This is a genomic window from Paraburkholderia sp. RHO2, from assembly GCF_050955445.1.
GTDB classification, from domain to species: Bacteria; Actinomycetota; Actinomycetes; order Mycobacteriales; family Mycobacteriaceae; genus Prescottella; species Prescottella agglutinans_A.
On sequence record NZ_CP162617.1, the window covers coordinates 1,027,273 to 1,043,260 of the forward strand.

14 protein-coding genes are annotated in these 15,988 nt (G+C 67.3%); 9 read left to right on the top strand and 5 right to left on the bottom strand.

All coding sequences use genetic code 11. From position 1 onward, the window contains the following. Nucleotides 1-77: 77 nt before the first annotated feature. On the bottom strand, nt 78-971 hold the full coding sequence (locus ABTV10_RS04660) for a pseudouridine synthase (RefSeq protein WP_499032880.1): 894 nt from the start codon (nt 969-971) through the stop codon (nt 78-80). A 363-nt stretch (nt 972-1,334) separates the two neighbouring features. On the opposite strand from ABTV10_RS04660, the gene ABTV10_RS04665 reads away from it, so the two are divergent. From ABTV10_RS04665 to ABTV10_RS04675, 3 genes are read left to right on the top strand one after another with little or no spacing between them, the layout of a single operon-like run. Further along, nucleotides 1,335-2,486, top strand: a complete 1,152-nt coding sequence (locus ABTV10_RS04665; protein WP_499032882.1) for an alpha/beta hydrolase — start codon at nt 1,335-1,337, stop codon at nt 2,484-2,486. A 43-nt stretch (nt 2,487-2,529) separates the two neighbouring features. After that, nucleotides 2,530-3,411, top strand: coding sequence for an oxidoreductase (locus ABTV10_RS04670; protein WP_499032884.1), 882 nt, complete (start codon nt 2,530-2,532; stop codon nt 3,409-3,411). Between the two features lie 5 nt (nt 3,412-3,416). Continuing rightward, nucleotides 3,417-3,956: a VOC family protein gene (locus ABTV10_RS04675; protein WP_433610263.1), complete on the top strand. Its 540-nt coding sequence runs from the start codon at nt 3,417-3,419 to the stop codon at nt 3,954-3,956. Here the strand turns inward: ABTV10_RS04675 and ABTV10_RS04680 are convergent, their stop codons facing one another. Next, nucleotides 3,957-5,393, bottom strand: a complete 1,437-nt coding sequence (locus tag ABTV10_RS04680; RefSeq protein ID WP_499032886.1) for an MFS transporter — start codon at nt 5,391-5,393, stop codon at nt 3,957-3,959. Nucleotides 5,394-5,649: 256 nt separating this feature from the next. On the opposite strand from ABTV10_RS04680, the gene ABTV10_RS04685 reads away from it, so the two are divergent. After that, nucleotides 5,650-8,082, top strand: a complete 2,433-nt coding sequence (locus tag ABTV10_RS04685) for an ATP-dependent Clp protease ATP-binding subunit (protein WP_499032888.1) — start codon at nt 5,650-5,652, stop codon at nt 8,080-8,082. Nucleotides 8,083-8,154: 72 nt separating this feature from the next. Here ABTV10_RS04685 and ABTV10_RS04690 read toward each other — a convergent pair whose 3' ends face one another. Continuing rightward, nucleotides 8,155-8,736, bottom strand: a complete 582-nt coding sequence (locus ABTV10_RS04690) for a TetR/AcrR family transcriptional regulator (protein WP_499032889.1) — start codon at nt 8,734-8,736, stop codon at nt 8,155-8,157. Nucleotides 8,737-8,910: 174 nt separating this feature from the next. Here ABTV10_RS04690 and ABTV10_RS04695 point away from each other — a divergent pair, with 174 nt between their 5' ends. From ABTV10_RS04695 to ABTV10_RS04705, 3 genes are all read left to right on the top strand, one after another. Next, nucleotides 8,911-9,666 (top strand): SDR family NAD(P)-dependent oxidoreductase, encoded by a 756-nt coding sequence (locus ABTV10_RS04695; protein ID WP_499032890.1) that lies wholly within the window; start codon nt 8,911-8,913, stop codon nt 9,664-9,666. Nucleotides 9,667-9,769: 103 nt separating this feature from the next. Continuing rightward, the gene (locus ABTV10_RS04700; RefSeq protein WP_433610273.1) at nt 9,770-10,042 is read left to right on the top strand and encodes a hypothetical protein; all 273 of its coding nucleotides are present in this window, start codon (nt 9,770-9,772) and stop codon (nt 10,040-10,042) included. An 88-nt stretch (nt 10,043-10,130) separates the two neighbouring features. Then, entirely contained in the window at nt 10,131-11,291 is a 1,161-nt protein-coding gene (locus ABTV10_RS04705) for a 3-ketosteroid-9-alpha-monooxygenase, oxygenase component (protein WP_499032891.1), read from the top strand. An 87-nt stretch (nt 11,292-11,378) separates the two neighbouring features. Here ABTV10_RS04705 and ABTV10_RS04710 read toward each other — a convergent pair whose 3' ends face one another. Further along, nucleotides 11,379-12,149 (bottom strand): IclR family transcriptional regulator, encoded by a 771-nt coding sequence (locus ABTV10_RS04710; RefSeq protein WP_499032893.1) that lies wholly within the window; start codon nt 12,147-12,149, stop codon nt 11,379-11,381. Nucleotides 12,150-12,538: 389 nt separating this feature from the next. Here ABTV10_RS04710 and ABTV10_RS04715 point away from each other — a divergent pair, with 389 nt between their 5' ends. Beyond that, nucleotides 12,539-13,981, top strand: coding sequence for an MFS transporter (locus tag ABTV10_RS04715; RefSeq protein WP_499032894.1), 1,443 nt, complete (start codon nt 12,539-12,541; stop codon nt 13,979-13,981). Here ABTV10_RS04715 and ABTV10_RS04720 read toward each other — a convergent pair. Then, nucleotides 13,956-15,389, bottom strand: a complete 1,434-nt coding sequence (locus ABTV10_RS04720; protein WP_499032897.1) for an aminotransferase-like domain-containing protein — start codon at nt 15,387-15,389, stop codon at nt 13,956-13,958. The two genes, ABTV10_RS04715 and ABTV10_RS04720, sit on opposite strands and share 26 nt — an antisense overlap. 109 nt (nt 15,390-15,498) lie before the next feature. Here ABTV10_RS04720 and ABTV10_RS04725 point away from each other — a divergent pair, with 109 nt between their 5' ends. Further along, nucleotides 15,499-15,984 carry a PaaI family thioesterase gene (locus ABTV10_RS04725; RefSeq protein ID WP_499032898.1) on the top strand — a complete coding sequence of 162 codons (486 nt, stop codon included), beginning with the start codon at nt 15,499-15,501 and terminating at the stop codon, nt 15,982-15,984. Nucleotides 15,985-15,988: the final 4 nt, after the last annotated feature.

A 15,988-nucleotide genomic window follows, 5' to 3' on the forward strand; every position in this document is an offset into this window, starting at 1 on the left:
GAGGTTCGTGGGCAACCTAGCACTTGCTTGGTTGGCTTTGTCGGGGTTCGACCCACGGAGCGGGAAGAACGGACCGATCAGGCCGCGAGCGCACGACGGCTCTCGAACCGGCGCCGCACGCCGGTGAGCGGGTCGTCGAATTCGATGCTGCGCGCGAGGAGTTGCAGCGGCGTCGAGTAGTCGTCGGGGGCCACGTCGTGGAACGTCGGATAGAAGTTGTCGCCCAGGATCGGGATCCCGAGCGAGCTCATGTGCAGACGCAGTTGGTGCGTCTTGCCGGTGCGCGGCAGGAGTCGGTACCGCCCGATACCGTCGCGCACGTCGAGGAGTTCGATCCGGCTCTCCGCGTTCGGGGTGCCCGGAACCTCGATGGCCTGTAAGACGCCGCGCTCCTTGATGATTCGGCTCCGGACGGTACGGGGGAGGGCGAGTGTCGGGTCGTGGGGTGCGAGTGCCTCGTACTCCTTGGTCACCCGGCGCTCGTCGAACAGGGATTGGTACGCGCGGCGTGCCTCCCGCCGGACGGTGAACAGGAGGACGCCGGCGGTGATCCGGTCCAGCCGGTGCGCGGGGGTCAGTTCGGGCAGATCCAGGTCGCGTCGCAGCCGCACCAGTGCCGACTCGACGACGTAGGCCCCGCGCGGCGTGCTGGCGAGGAAGTGCGGCTTGTCCACCACGAGGAGGTCCTCGTCGCGGTGGAGGATGTCGATCTCGAACGGCACCCGCTGTTCGATCGGCGGGTCGCGATAGAGGTACACAAAGCCGTGGGGCCGGTACGGCGTGGCCGCGGTGATCGGGGTGCCGTGCTCGTCGACCACCTCGCGCGCGGCGACTTTCTCGCGGAGCCGGGGGTGGTCGGACGGAAACCGCTCGAGCAGGTACTCGAGGGCGGTCGCCCACGTGCCCGGGTGGGGAAGTCGGAGTCGCGTCGGGTTGAGACCGTCGCGGACGGGCAGCGGAGCAGCGGGCACGTTCCGACGGTACCCGGCGTGTTCCGCGCACGCGTGCGCCGTGAGGCGTTGACGTGCGAACATCCTTACCTTACCCTTCGGTAAGTTACAGCGTCCGCCGCCCTTCGAGGGGTGGGTGGTGGACGCTGTCTTGGTTCCGGGCAAATCGCCCAGGCTGCGTCAAGTTTCTGCGACCGGGCGTGTCGCCCCGGCCGTCCTTCCCGATCGGTGTCCGGCGCTCGTTCGGTGCGCGGGTGGGACCTCTTGTCGACATCGAATCGATTACCGGCCGCCGTCGTTGCTGGTCCCGTCGTCGCGCGACCGACTTCGGCGAACTAGCACGAAAAATGCGTTTCCAGTGAAACTCTCAGAGAACGCTCATAATTGTCGATTTCGAGATATTCGACACACCATTCTCTTGTTAACGGTCCGCCAGGGTTCCGGGATGACATCGATGATCGATTTGACCGCAGAGTCGACCCGAATTCGATGACGGAATTCGTCTGCCGTGGTGCGGTGGCTCGTGTGAAGAAAGAAGTTTCGATGTATTTCTCTGGAGGGCGACAGGGGGTTCGAGCGAACCCGGTGGCGATGGTCCTGGTGGCGGTGATCTCGGCGATGATCGCGTTGCTGGCCGCGCCGGTCGCGTCCGCCGAGGCGGGGACCCCGCGTGCGGTCCCGCGGGGCGGCTACGAGGAACTGTGGGTGCCGTCGTCGATGGGGAACATCAAAGTTCAGGTTCAATGGGCCGCGCGGGGCGGCAGCGCGTCGCTCTACCTGCTCGACGGATTGCGCGCTCGCAACGACTACAACGCGTGGAGTTTCGAGACGAATGCGATGGAGCAGTTCGCTCTCGACAATGTCACCCTGGTGATGCCGGTCGGTGGTGAAGCGAGTTTCTATTCGGACTGGTACAACCCCAGTAACTTCAATGCGCAGCCCATCACCTACAAGTGGGAGACTTTCCTGACCCGGGAACTCCCGGATTTCCTGGCCAATTACGGTGTGGACCGAACGAATACCGGAGTGGTGGGATTGTCGATGGGCGGAACGGCGGCCATGACGCTCGCCGCCTATCATCGGGACCAATTCCGATTCGCGGGATCTCTGTCCGGATACCTCAACACGACGGCTCCCGGAATGCGCGAGGCGATCCGCCTCGCCATGTACGACGCGGGACGCTACAACGCGGATTCGATGTGGGGCTTCCCGTGGGATCCGGCCTGGTTGCGCAACGATCCGTTCGTGTCGGCTCCGCAACTGCGCGGCCTGTCGCTGTACGTCTCGGCCGGCAACGGAATACCCGGTGTGTACGACCGGCCGTCGGATCCGGTCGGGTACTGGAATACCGCTATGGGCATGGGGCTCGAGTTCGTGTCGATGGTGACCACGCGAGCGTTCCAGGTGCGACTGAACACCCTCGGTGTGCCGGCGAATTTCCAGTTCCACAACACCGGGACGCATTCGTGGCCGTACTGGTCGGCGGAACTGTGGCAGGCGCGACCGCAGATCCTGAACGCGCTCAACGCGTGGTGAAAAGCGATCTCGGGAGTCGCCCCGCCTTCCGTACGCTGTGACCATGACCACATGGACGGCGGGGGACATCGTCGATCAGCACGGCCGGACGTACATCGTGACCGGCGCGAACAGTGGCCTGGGGGCGGAAGCCGCCAAGGCGCTGACCAACGCGGGCGCGCACGTGATCCTCGCGTGCCGGAACGTCGACAAGGGCCGCGCGGTGGCCGCGCCCCTGGGCAAGCGAGCCGAGGTGCGCCGGCTCGATCTCGCCGACCTCGCATCGGTGCGTGAGTTCGCCGACTCCGTCGACGCGGTCGACGTGCTCGTCAACAACGCGGGAGTGATGGCGGTGCCGCTGAGTCGCACGGCGGACGGGTTCGAGATGCAGATCGGCACCAACCACCTGGGGCACTTCGCGCTCACCGGACTGTTGCTCGCCAAGGTCACCGACCGCGTGGTGACGATGGCCAGCAACGTGCACAAGATCGGCTCGATCGATCTGGACGACCTGAACTGGGAACGTCGGAAGTATCGGCGCTGGCTCGCGTACGGGCAGTCGAAGCTGGCCAATCTCCTGTTCACGTACGAGTTGCAGCGCCGCCTCGCGGCGTCGGGCTCGAAGGTGAAGGCGCTCGCATCGCATCCGGGATACGCATCGACGAACCTGCAGTCGCACACGGAGTCGATCTCGAGCCGCATCATGGCTCTTGCCGACCCGTTCATCGCGCAGCCGGCTGAGATGGGTGTGCTGCCGGTGCTGTACGCGGCCACCGTGCCCGACGCTGTCGGCGGCAGCTACATCGGCCCGTCCTCGATGTTCGAGATGCGTGGCTATCCCGAAGTGGTTTCCTCGAACCGGAAGTCGCACGACGACAGCGTTGCGCGACAATTGTGGTCGCTGTCGGAACAACTCACCGGCGTCAACTACAACTTCGGAGGCTGACCGCGTTGGCGATCGAGCGACTCAACCACGCCGTCCTGTTCGTGTCCGACCTGCAGCGCAGTCTGGCCTTCTACCAGGACGTGCTCGGGTTCAAGGCGTTGCCGGGCGGGTTCCCCGGCGCCGCGTTCCTGCAGGCGGCGGACTCGGCGAACGATCACGACCTGGGCCTGTTCCAGAGCCCGAACCCCGGCAGCGGAGTCACACCGGGCAACGTCGGGCTGTACCACCTGGCCTGGGAGGTCGACACGCTTGCCGGGCTCGCCGAGATGCGTGACCGCCTGCTCGCGGCCGGCGCGCTGACCGGTGCCAGCAACCACTGCTCCACCAAGGCGCTCTACGGGTGCGACCCCGACGGGATCGAGTTCGAGGTGTGCTGGCTGGTGCCCGACGCGCTCGCGATCGACGAACTGGTTCCGGCCCAGCCGCCGACGCGTCCGCTCGACATCGGTGCCGAGATCGCGCGGTACGGCGCCGAGACCCGTGGTGGTCCGCGTACCGATCGTCATCTCTGGGATCGGGTGCACGCGGCGCGCGCTCGAGGCTGATCAGCCCGCGGTCACCTCCGCGGCGCGACGGGTCGCCCTGTTCGGCCGGGCGTCCCGCTGCGCGCCCCGCCACGCTGTCCACGCGCCGACCAGCGCGAGTGCCGCGAACCCGAACAGCAGCAGCTGCGCCGAGCGCATCTCGGACTGTCCGCCGAGATTGACCAGCACGCCGGCCAACGCGGTGCCGAACGCATTGGCGATCAACTGCACGGTGTTGATCGCGGCGGAGGCGCGGGCGCCCTCGGCGGGACCGGCGGCGGCGTTCATGGCGCCGACCGCCAGGTGTGGCCACGCGACGCCGATGCCCGCGCCGGCGATGATCAGCCCGGCCGCCCAGACCGCGACCCGTGCGGTTCCGGCCTGCTCGGCCAGGGCCACCGCCATGATCGCGAGCCCCGCCGCGACGAGGATCGGTCCGGACCGCACGATCCGGCGGACCACCCGAGGCGCGGCGGCCGATGCGCTCGGGATCTCGCCCACCGTCCAGCCGAATGCCAGTGCGGCACCGAGGAATCCGGCCAGGACGGGGGTCAAACCTGCGAGTTGCTGGCCGAACAGCGGGACGAATGTCTCGACCGTCGACGTCATCGCGAGGACCGCGATGGTCAGGTAGACCCACCTCAGGGTCGACGGGGTGAATGTCGACGGTGGCAGCACCCCGTGCGGGCTGCGCCGGTCCGCCGCGACGAACCACACGACCAGCGCCGTCGCGCCGGTGACGGCGACACCGGCGGTCGCGGCATCGGCCGACAGGCCGGCGACGCTCACCAGCAAGGTGGCCGTTGTGAGGAGCGCCAGTGGGACTACCGGCACGGGCGCGACGACGCTGTCGCGTTCACCCGTGCGCGGTGGCAGGACTATCGGCACGAGGACGGCGACCGCGACGGTGCACACGATCAGCGTGCCGAAGGCCCAACGCCACGCACCGAACTGCGCGAACACCCCGCCGACAGCGGGACCCACCAGGGTGCCGACACCCCACATCGTGGAGACCAGCGCGGTCGCGCGGGTCCAGAGGTGCCGGGGCAAGGTTGAGTTGATCACCGCGTAGCCGAGTCCGGCGAGCAGACCGCCGCCGAAACCCTGCACGGCCCGTCCGGCCAGCAGCACTTCCATCGTCGGGCTCATCGCACACACCGCGGTTCCGAACGCAAAGAGCGCGAGGCCGATCAGATACGCGCCGCGGGGGCCGCGTGCGGCGAGCGTGCGGCTGACGATCATCGAGGAGAACACCGATGCGATGAGGAAGACGGTCGACGTCCAGGCGTAGAAGCGGAGCCCGCCGATGTCGACGATGGCGGTGGGTAGCAGGCTGCTGGTGAGGTAGACGTTGATCGCGTACAAGGCCTCGCCGCCCGCCAACACGGTGGCGACACCGAGGTGTCGTCCGGTCAGCAGCTGACCCCAGGTGCCGGAGGCCTCGGTTCGGGCGTTCATGGGCCCGAAGGTAGAAGCTCGAGTGCGCTCGAGGTCAAGGCGGATGCGTCGCCGCTGTGTCCGGTGTCACAGCGCCCCGCATCGAAGTCGCGGCGGGCGACGAATGTCGAGGTCAGGGCGTCGGGAGGGGTGGGCGCACCGGTGCGCGGGTGAGGTTACGGGGCTGTCTCGGAAAGAAACCTGGACGGTCGGGAATTGAATCCTCCCGAGGCATGTTCCATGAGTCGGTAAGACTCAACTTTGGAGGAGGCTGCGAATGCCGGCATTCTTCGGGCCCGAGGGGCCCGGGCGCATCGATATCACCCGTCTCATGAGCAGCGACACGCAGCAGCTCATGGCCGAGGCTGCGCAGTTCGCGGCCCGACGCGGTGACACGGGCCTGGACGCACTGCACATCCTGCACGTGGCCGCGGTCAAGGACCCGGTGCGCGACATGGTCAAGCGAGTGGGCGGGGACCCGGAGGCGATCTCGAAGGACGCGGAGGCGCACCTGCCCCGCGGTCGCGAAGCGGTCTCGATCGCGCCGACGGTCACGGCCGCCGGACGTCGGACGCTGCTCGACGCACACCAGATCGCGCGCGCACTCGGATCGACCTACATCGATCCCGAACACATCTTCCTGTCGCTGGTCTCGAACGGGGACTCGACGACCGGACGCATCCTCGCGTCGGCCGGCGTCACCCCCGAGTCGATGCAGTCCGCGGTCAATGCGGGTTCCGCAGAGCCGCAGCAGGAGTCGGCCACCCCCACCCTCGACAAGTACGGCACGGACCTGACCGAGCGGGCCCGCTCCGGCGGGGTCGACCCGGTCATCGGCCGTGCCGACGAGATCGAGCAGGCCATCGAGATCCTCGCCCGACGGACCAAGAACAACCCGGTCCTGGTCGGTGAGGCCGGCGTCGGCAAGACCGCCGTCGTGGAGGGGCTGGCGCAGCGGATCGTGGACGGTGACGTTCCGGAGGTGTTGGCGGACAAGAAGATCATCCAGCTGGACCTGGCCGGCATGCTGTCCGGCACCCGCTACCGCGGCGACTTCGAGGAGCGGTTGACCAAGGCCGTCGACGAGATCGTCGCGCAGGACGGCCGGCTGATCGTCTTCATCGACGAGGTGCACACGATCGTCGGTGCGGGCGCCGGTGGCGAGGGCGCGATGGATGCCGGAAACATCCTCAAGCCCAAGCTGGCTCGGGGCGAGCTGCGCATCGTCGGCGCGACCACGCTCGACGAGTACCGCAAGCACATCGAGAAGGACCCCGCGCTCGAGCGGCGGTTCCAGCCGGTGACGGTGAACGAACCCAGCCGCGACGACGCCAAGGCGATCCTGAGCGGGTTGCGCGAGCGGTACGAGGACCATCATCGTGTCCGGTACACCGACGAGGCCATCTCGGCGGCGGTCGAGCTGTCGTCGCGGTACATCGCCGACCGGTACCTGCCGGACAAGGCGATCGACCTGCTCGACCAGGCCGGCGCACGGAAGCGCCTGCAGCTCGGCGCATCCAACCCGGATGCCAAGGCGCTGCAGCAGCGGATCGCGCGGCTGGAGAAGGCCAAGGAAGATGCGGTGAGCGCTGAGGACTACGAGCGCGCGTCGCAGCTGCGTGACGAGATCGCGGGAGCCGAGAAGCGACTCTCCGAGACTCGCGCAGGTGAGCCCGCCGCGGTGGAGACGCCGTCGGTGACCGCCGAGGACATCGCCGAGGTGGTCTCTCGGGCGACCGGTATCCCCGCCAGCCAGATGACGCAGAAGGAGAAGGAGCGTCTGCGTCGACTGGAGGACGAGCTGCACCAACGGGTCGTCGGCCAGGAGGATGCGGTGAAGGCGATCGCACGCGCCGTGCGGCGCAGCCGGACCGGTATGGGCGATCCCCGTCGTCCCGTCGGCAGCTTCCTGTTCCTCGGTCCGACCGGTGTCGGCAAGACGGAACTGGCGAAGGCGTTGGCGCAGTCGCTGTTCGGTGACGAGAGCAAGATGCTGCGGCTCGACATGAGCGAGTTCGGCGAGCGGCACACCGCGAGCCGGCTGGTCGGGGCGCCTCCGGGCTACGTCGGCTACGGCGAGGCCGGTCAGCTCACCGAACAGGTGCGACGCCACCCGTACTCGGTGATCCTGCTCGACGAGATCGAGAAGGCGCACCCGGACGTGTTCAACGTGCTGCTGCAGGTGCTCGACGACGGACGGCTGACCGACGGTCAGGGCCGTACGGTGGACTTCAAGAACACCGTGCTGATCATGACCAGCAACCTCGGCTCGGACATCATCTCGAGCAAGGGCGGGGCGCTGGGCTTCACCACCGGTGACGCCGCGGCGGCCGAGAAGCCGTTGCGCGACAGGGTGATGGGCCGGCTGCGGGAGTCGTTCCGGCCGGAGTTCCTCAACCGGATCGACGAGATCGTGATCTTCCGCAGGCTCGAGGCCGAGCAGTTGCACCGGATCACCGATCTGCTGCTGGGCGAGAGCCGTGACCGGCTGCGCGCGCAGGACATCGACATCGAGTTCACTCCCGATGCGGTGGACTGGATCGCCGAGCACGGGCACCAGCCCGAGTTCGGTGCGCGACCGCTGCGCAGGACCATTGCGCGTGAGGTCGACGACCGGATCGCCGATCTGCTGCTCGACGACGTCCTCGACGCCGGCGGGCGGATCACCGTCAAGGTGACCGACAACGAGCTGGATCTCGTCGTCAGCTGATCCGGCAAGTGTGAAAGGGCGGGGCAGGCGAAATCGATTCGTCTGCCCCGCCCTTCGTCGTGAGCGCGGGAGTCAGCGCACGCGGAGACCGTCGATGTAGATCGACGTGATCTCGTGCGCGAAGTCGGCGTTCGACTTCTTCGGGGACGCGCGGAACCATCGGCTGGTGAGCCACACCGAGTCGCGCATCAACTGGTAGAAGGTGGTGGCGTCGATGTCGGAGCGGAGTTCGCCGTCGGCCTGGGCCTCCGTGATGCACTGCATCCATAATCCCGCCGCGAAGTCGCCCTTGTCGCCGAGACTTGCCTCGAGCATCTTGTCGCGCATGTAGTCGGTCTCGACCTGCCAGATCGCGGTCGCGTGGCGATGGTTCTCGGCCGCGTCGATCGCCACGAGGACGAGGGCCTCGAGTCGCTCGATGGGCGGAAGCTTCCGGTCGATCACCTCGGTGCAGCGTTCGTAGAGCTCGTCCACGTAGACCCGAATGATCTCGGTGACGATGGCGTCCTTGGACGGGAAGTAGTGGTACAGCGTGCCGGAGTACACCCCGCACGCGTCGGCGATCTCCCGCACGGTAGTCGCCGAGATGCCCTTGGTCGCAAAGATTTCGCCGGAACGCTCGAGTATCTGGCGCCGTCGTTCCTGCGGATCCATGTGGATTTCCCCCTGTACCTGGGTCGATTCGGTGGCGCCTCATGCTACCCGCGCCGTTCACCGGCCACCGGTGATGGCAAGGCAATCCTATATTGATTGATCGTTTGCTCAATGCGGTGTCTTGGATCACAATGGTCCGCGTCTTGTCACCGGGAGAGCAGGGGTAGAACAGGCATGGGTGTACTCGAGGGCGACGTGGCGCTGGTGACGGGTGCCGGCCAGGGGATCGGGCGCGGAATCGCCCTGGCGCTGGCCGCGGCGGGAGCGCGCGTCGCGGCGGTCGGACGGACGCTGTCGAAGGTCGCCGACACCGCCGACGAGATCGCCCGCCGGGGCGGCGAGGCCGTCGCGCTGCAGTGTGATGTGACCGATCCCGGGCAGATCGAGGGGGTGGTCGCGGATGTGGTCGGGAAGTACGGAAGTCTGTCGATCCTGGTGAACAACGCGCAGACTCCGGCCCACGGCAGCCTCCTGGACGTCAGCGAGGACGACTATCACGGCAGCATGAACTCGGGGCCCTTGGCAACGTGGCGCCTGATGCGTGCGTGCCATCCGCATCTCAAGGGGCGCGGTTCGATCGTCAATCTCGGCTCCGCGGCCGGAATGAAGTGGGACCCGACGGGAACAGGCGCCTACGCGGCCGCCAAGGAGGCCGTGCGAGTGCTGACCCGGACAGCGGCCTGCGAGTGGGGCGCGGACGGGATCCGGGCGAACGCGATCCTGCCGTTGGCGTCGTCCCCTTTGATGGACGAGTGGGCCGAGCTCAATCCCGAAGCGTACGAGGAGTATCTGAGCACGGTGCCGCTCGGCCGCCTGGGTGACGCCGAGACCGACATCGGACCGGCCGTGGTGTTCCTCTGCAGCCCAGCGGCCAGGTACATCACCGGCCACTCACTCCCGGTCGACGGAGGGCAGGCCTTCCTGAGGTAGCGGCGGGTCCGAATTCTTTACCGCTCAACGGAAATGGGCCAGAAGGAGCGACCGCATTGGTCGTACGCTGGCCGAACACAGTTCCGAACGGAAGGATCGCGCAATGCAGCCGATCGAATGCGGATCGTGCGGTAACCGCGTACTCGTCGAGAAGTACAGCTCGACGCACACCAGTACCCAGTGGCTCGAGGATGCGGAGACGGCGTGCGCCGAATTCCGTGCGGCCGCGGCGAACGGAACGCACAGCATGTATGTGCGGACGTGCAGCGCACTGAACAACAGCATCGATGAGGCCGTCGCCGTGGGGCGGCTCGGCGAGTCGTACCGCACCGTGCCGGTCGCGGGGTCGACCGAGGACGTCCGCCCCTACGCGTAACCGGCGGAGTCAGTTTCTCTGCAGTTCCGGAATTTTCACGCGCTGCCCGCGCAGGGTGGGAAGCGCTCACTTTTTCGAAGGAGGCAAGATGACCGAGATCGCCGACGACGTCGAGGTCCGGGAGATCGTGGCGGGCAGCAACCCCGACCGCTTCGCGCGTGGCTGGCACTGCATCGGCCGGGCGCAGGACTTCCGCGACGGAAGGCCGCACCAGGTCAAGATCTTCGGCACCGACCTGGTCGTGTTCGAGGACAGCAAGGGCGAGCTGCAGGTCCTCGACGCGTTCTGCCGCCACATGGGCGGCAACCTCGCCATGGGCGAGATCAAGGGCGACACCATCGCCTGCCCATTCCACGACTGGCGCTGGAACGGCAAGGGCAAGTGCACCGAGATCCCTTACGCCCGTCGTGTTCCCCCGGTCGCCAAGACCAAGGCGTGGGTCACGCTCGAGCGCAACGGCCTGTTCTTCGTCTACAACGATCCGCAGGGCAACCCGCCGCCGGCCGACGTCACGATCCCCCAGATCGAGGGCTACGACGAGGGCGGTTGGAGTGACTGGAGCTGGAACACCTACGTCGTCGAGGGCTCGCACTGCCGCGAGATCGTCGACAACGTGGTGGACATGGCGCACTTCTTCTACGTGCACTTCCAGATCCCGACGTACTTCAAGAACATCTTCGAGGGTCACGTCGCGACGCAGGTGATGCGCTCGGGTGGCCGTGACGACATCCAAACCGGCGTCCAGCTGGGCATGGCCGAGGCCGAAACGATCTCGGACGCTTCGTACTTCGGTCCGTCCTTCATGCTCGACACCGTCTACACCGTTGCAGGCGACATCAAGGTGGAGACCAAGCTGGCGAACTGCCACTACCCGATCACGAACAACTCGTTCATCCTGCAGTGGGGCACCATCGTCAAGCGGACCGAGGGGCTCTCGGACGAGGAAGCCAAGGCGATGGCGGACCAGTTCACCGAGGGTGTCGAGCACCAGTTCAAGCAGGACATCGCGATCTGGAACCACAAGAGCCGGATCGAGAACCCGCTGCTGACCGAGGAGGACGGTCCGGTCTACCAGCTGCGTCGCTGGTACCAGCAGTTCTACGTGGACGTCGAGGACGTCACCGAGGACATGACCAAGCGCTTCGAGTTCGAGGTCGACACGACCCGTGCGCAGCAGAACTGGCGTGACGTCGTCGCGGACAACGTGGCGAACGGCGTCACGCCCGTCGAACTGGTGGCGGACGTCTGAGTCTGCCGCTGATACGACTGTGCCCCTACCGATCTGTTCGGCAGGGGCACAGTCGTTTTCGCTCCGACCGGTCGTGGGGCGGTCGTGTCAGGCCGGAATCGGGCGCAGCGCGCGGCTGTTGGCCATGTGTCGCCACGTCGCCAGTGCGGCCATCCGCACGGGCGCGGCCAGCGCCGAGCTGTTCATCGCCTTGGTCGGTCCGCACACCGAGATGGCGCCGACGGTGTTCTTGCCGTCGCCGATCGCGGCCGCCACACAAGACACTCCGACGGTCGTCTCGTCCCGGTCGTGGGCGATGCTCTGCTCGCGGATGCGGGCGAGTTCGACGCGCAGCCGGGCGGGGTCGCAGATCGAGTTCTGGGTCGGGCCCACGGTGGGTTCGGGGAGCACCGTCTCGGCGTCCACCCGCGAGTGCGCCAGGAGCGCCTTGCCGATGGCGGTGCGGTACGCGGGCTGTCGTCCGCCCACTCGGGAGGGGACCGCGAGCGTGAATCGGCCACCCAGCTTCTCGAGGTAGACCACATCGGTGCCGTCCAGTACGGCGAGGTGAACGACCAGCCCGGTCGCGTTGTGCAGTTCGTGCAGAACCGGGAGGGCTGCCTGGTGCACCCGGTCGTGGTGCTGGGCCAGGGACCCGAGCTCGAGCATCTTCATGCCGAGCTCGTACGCGTGTCCGTGGCGACGGATCCAGCCGATCCGAACCAGCTGCAGCAGCATCCGGTGCGTCGACGACCGGGGGAACCCGGTGCGGCGTGCCAACTCCGACAGCGTGAGCCGCTCCGCCTCCCGGAACGCGTCCAGCAGGATCGCAACGCGGTCGATGACTGCGATCGGTGAGCTTGCCTCTGTCGTCGTCATGACCTTTCGAACCTCCATTGGTGCGTCGTTCCGATCTGATTGAGCAAGCGTTCAATCAAGTGGTGAGACTGTATCAGCGTGAGCCGCGTCGCTCCAGCACCGGCGAGAATTCGTTTCGGAGGGCGTTGCCTGGCGGAACCTGCGGATCCGTGCAAGGTGATTCGGCCCAGCGGTACGCGGCTGCACGATTCTCGAAAAGCGCTTGCGGGCATCGAGTTTCCGGTCGGCTGACGGCACGCGGCGCCGATCGGTACCCGGGCGAGGCGGGGGTGCGCCGTACGATTCGGGACGGATTTCCGCTCACCGGGAAACGATGGAGGTGAGTCGCGTCTCACCTCCTAATGTGCTTCCGGTCACTGTTGGGCACACGACTGGAATGTAGGTAGGAAATGTCAGTCTCCGTCTCCCAGGGCGACGCGACCCCCGTCCGGGGCACCGGTGATGCCGGCGGTTCGACCGGCTACTGGATCCGGGTCCTGTTGATCCTCGTTCTGCTCACCGAGCAGGCGGCGCTGGCGTTCGCCCTCTTCACCCCGGCGTTGCCGAAGATCGCCGCGAAGTACGAGACAACGCAGGTCGTCTGGGTCATGACGGCACTCGTGCTCGCGGCGGCCATCGCGTCGCCGATCCTCGGCAAGCTGGCCGACGTCTACGGCAAGAAGCGGATCCTGGTGATCACCGCAGCCGTCGCGAGCCTGGGTGCGCTGATCTCCGCGGTCGCGCCGACGTTCCCGATCCTGCTGGTCGGCCGGTTCTTCTCGGGCGTCGGCTTCGCCTTCACGGCGCTGGGCTACTCGCTGATCCGCGACGTCTTCCCGGCGCGCCTGCAGGCGATGTCGATCTCCATCGCCAACACCGGCGTCGGCGTGGTCACCGTGTTGGCGCCGCTGATCTCCGGATACATGCTCGACCACACCGGCGTCTCCTCGGTGTTCTGGTTCTCCTTTGCGTTGTGCGCCGTGGGTGGCCTGCTGACCCTGATCTTCGTGCCTGAAACCCCGGTTCGGGCACGGGTTTCGGTCGACTGGCTGGGGGCCTTCCTGCTCACCGTCGCGCTGTTCACCGTGATGCTCGCGCTGTCGCTCGGCGCCGGCTGGGGCTGGCTGAGCGGCAAGACCGTCGGCACGCTGGCCGTCACCGCCATCTTCGCGGTCGCCTGGGTCGTGTGGGAGCGTCGCTGCCCCGAGCCGCTGATCAGCATCGAGGTGCTGGCCAGCCGCAAGGTTGGCATCACGCTGCTCGCCGGTGGTATCGCCTACGGTGCAACGACGCTCACCGCGACGCTGATCCCGATGCTACTGCAGACGCCGAAGGAGGCCGCCGACTACGGCTTCGGCCTGTCGGTCACCGACATGGCGCTGTGGATGCTGCCCGGTGGCATCCTCATCGTCCTCGGTGGCGTGTTCGTCGGTGCCACGTCGAAGCGAGTCGGCTTCCGCCAGCATCTCATCGGTGGCTCCCTCCTGATCGCCGCCGGTGCCGCGATGCTGGCGACGACACCCGACCAGGCGTGGCTGGTCGTCTTCGCCTACGGCCTCATCGGGTTCGGCTCGATGATCTACGCCGCCATCCCGAACCTGGTGATGATGGCGCTGCCGGAAGACCAGCGCGCGATCGGCGCCAATTTCACCGGCCTGTCGCAGTCTATGTTCGGCGGCATGCTCTCCTCGGTGGGCTTCGCCCTCCTGGCACAGCACGTGCTCGCGGTGGGTCCGGCCGGTCCGGTCTACAGCTCGGACGGATTCTTCGTCGGCTTCATGGTGGCCGCCGGCGCCGCGCTGGTCGGCGCGATCCTCGCCTTCGGTATCACGGTCGGACGCCGCGAGCGCTAGACGGCATGGGTGCCGCAATTCGTTGCGACGAACCGCTCGTCGATCGCGCTCGATTCGGTGAGTCGGCGCTCCCGGTGGGGAGGGCGCCCGAACTGGTGACGGTCGTCCGGAGCAGTGCCAGTGCGTGTGCCAGGTCATCGCGGGTTGGGCCGGCGAGCGCGATGCGCAGCGCGTTGGGGATTTCCGGTGTCACTGCGAAGGCATCGGCCGTGGACACCAGGACGCCCTGGGCCGCGAGTTCCCGCACAATGATGTCGGCTCGGGTGTCAACGGGCAGCTGAATCCAGCCTGAGAACGAGCCGGGATGAGCGCGGTAGTCGAGGCCGGCCAGTTCCCGTCTCGCGATCGCCTGGCGTAGGCGGGCGTCGTCTCGCCGGGCGCGTTCCACGCGGCCGACAGTACCGTCGGCGATCCACCGGGTGACGATGGTGGTCGTGAGGTTCGGCGTACCCCAGCTCGCGGCGCGCAGCGCCCGGACCAGCTGCTGTCGATCTGCTGCCGGTCCGACGACGTAGCCGACACGCAGCCCGGTTGCCAGGTTCTTCGACATGCTGCCGACGTGGAAGGTGCGTTCGGGCGCCAGGTTCTGGAGCGGTGGCGGGGCATGAGGGTCGAGGAACGCGTACGTGGCGTCCTCGACGATGCGGAAGTCGTGCCGGTGTGCGAGTTCGGCTATCCGACAGCGTGCTTCGGCGTCGAGGACGAACCCGAGCGGATTCTGGATCGTCGGCATCAGGTAGACCGACGAGATCGGGCGGTGTCGGCACAGCCACTCGAGATGGTCGACGTCGGTTCCCTCGGCGCCGACACGGATCGGGGCGAGGTCGATGCCGCGAAGGGCAGCAATCGGTTTGATCCCGGGATAGGTGAGCGCGTCGACGGCGACGACCGTCCCGGGCGGAGCGAGCGCCGCGAGAACCACGTCGAGCCCCTGCTGAGCGCCCGAGGTCAGGATCACCCTGTCCGGTGGCACGTCGATTCCCCGGTCCAGCAGGTGGGTTGCCATCGCGGCCCGATCGGCGGTTCGACCACCGGGAGGCTGTTGCGCCAGAAGCGAATCGAGGTCTCCTTCGGCAGCGATCTGCCGCAGCACGTGTCGGAGGGTGTCTCCCTGCTCGGGCGAGAGTGGCTGGTTGAACGACAGGTCCGCCGCGCGCGCACCGCGTGGCATCCGGCGCGGGTCGATGCCGGCGAAGCCGCTCAGCTCGCGAACGAAGGTCCCGCGCCCCGGCTCGCCGACCACGAGTCCGGAGGTTGCCAGCTCGCGGTACACCTTGGTCGCGGTCGCGAGCGCGATGTGGTGTTGTTTCGCGAGTTCGCGATGAGTGGGCAGTCGTGTACCAGCGGGAACGGCACCACTCCGGATCGCCTGGGCGATCTCGTCGGCCACCTGCCTGTACCGGTCCACTCGCACGGCGAAACCTCCTCCGCACAGATCCTGTATCTATGACAATTTGTTGATTGCACCATTATCGCCCCTCTAGCGTCGAGCCGAACCCGATGACAAGGAGGCTCACGTGGTCGATTCCGCACCCTCGTTCCCCGTACTGGATTTCTTGCGGCGCAGGCTCGCCGGCGACTCCGCGCCCGCGGTGGAGATCCATATGCGTTATCCGACAGCGATATCCGAGCTCCTGAACTTCGACATCGCGGCCGTCGGCGAGGGCACGGCCGCGGTGGCCGTCAACGTGGACGCATCCCGGCACGGCAACCAGCAGGGCACTGTGCACGGCGGGTTTCTGGTCGAGTTGGCGGATGCGGCAATCGGTACGGCGCACTCCACGCTCATGCAGCCGGGCGAGACGTTCACCAGCATCGACATCCGGGCGGCGTTCCTCCGTCCGGTGTGGACCGGCACTTTGACCGCGACGGCGAGGCCGAGCCACTCGGGACGGACCATCACGCACTACGAGTGCGACATCGTGCGGGACGACGGCACGAGCGTCGCGTCGGTGACCAGCACCGTGATGACCCTCCGCGACGAGCGTGCCCACGGGCGCTGACGCG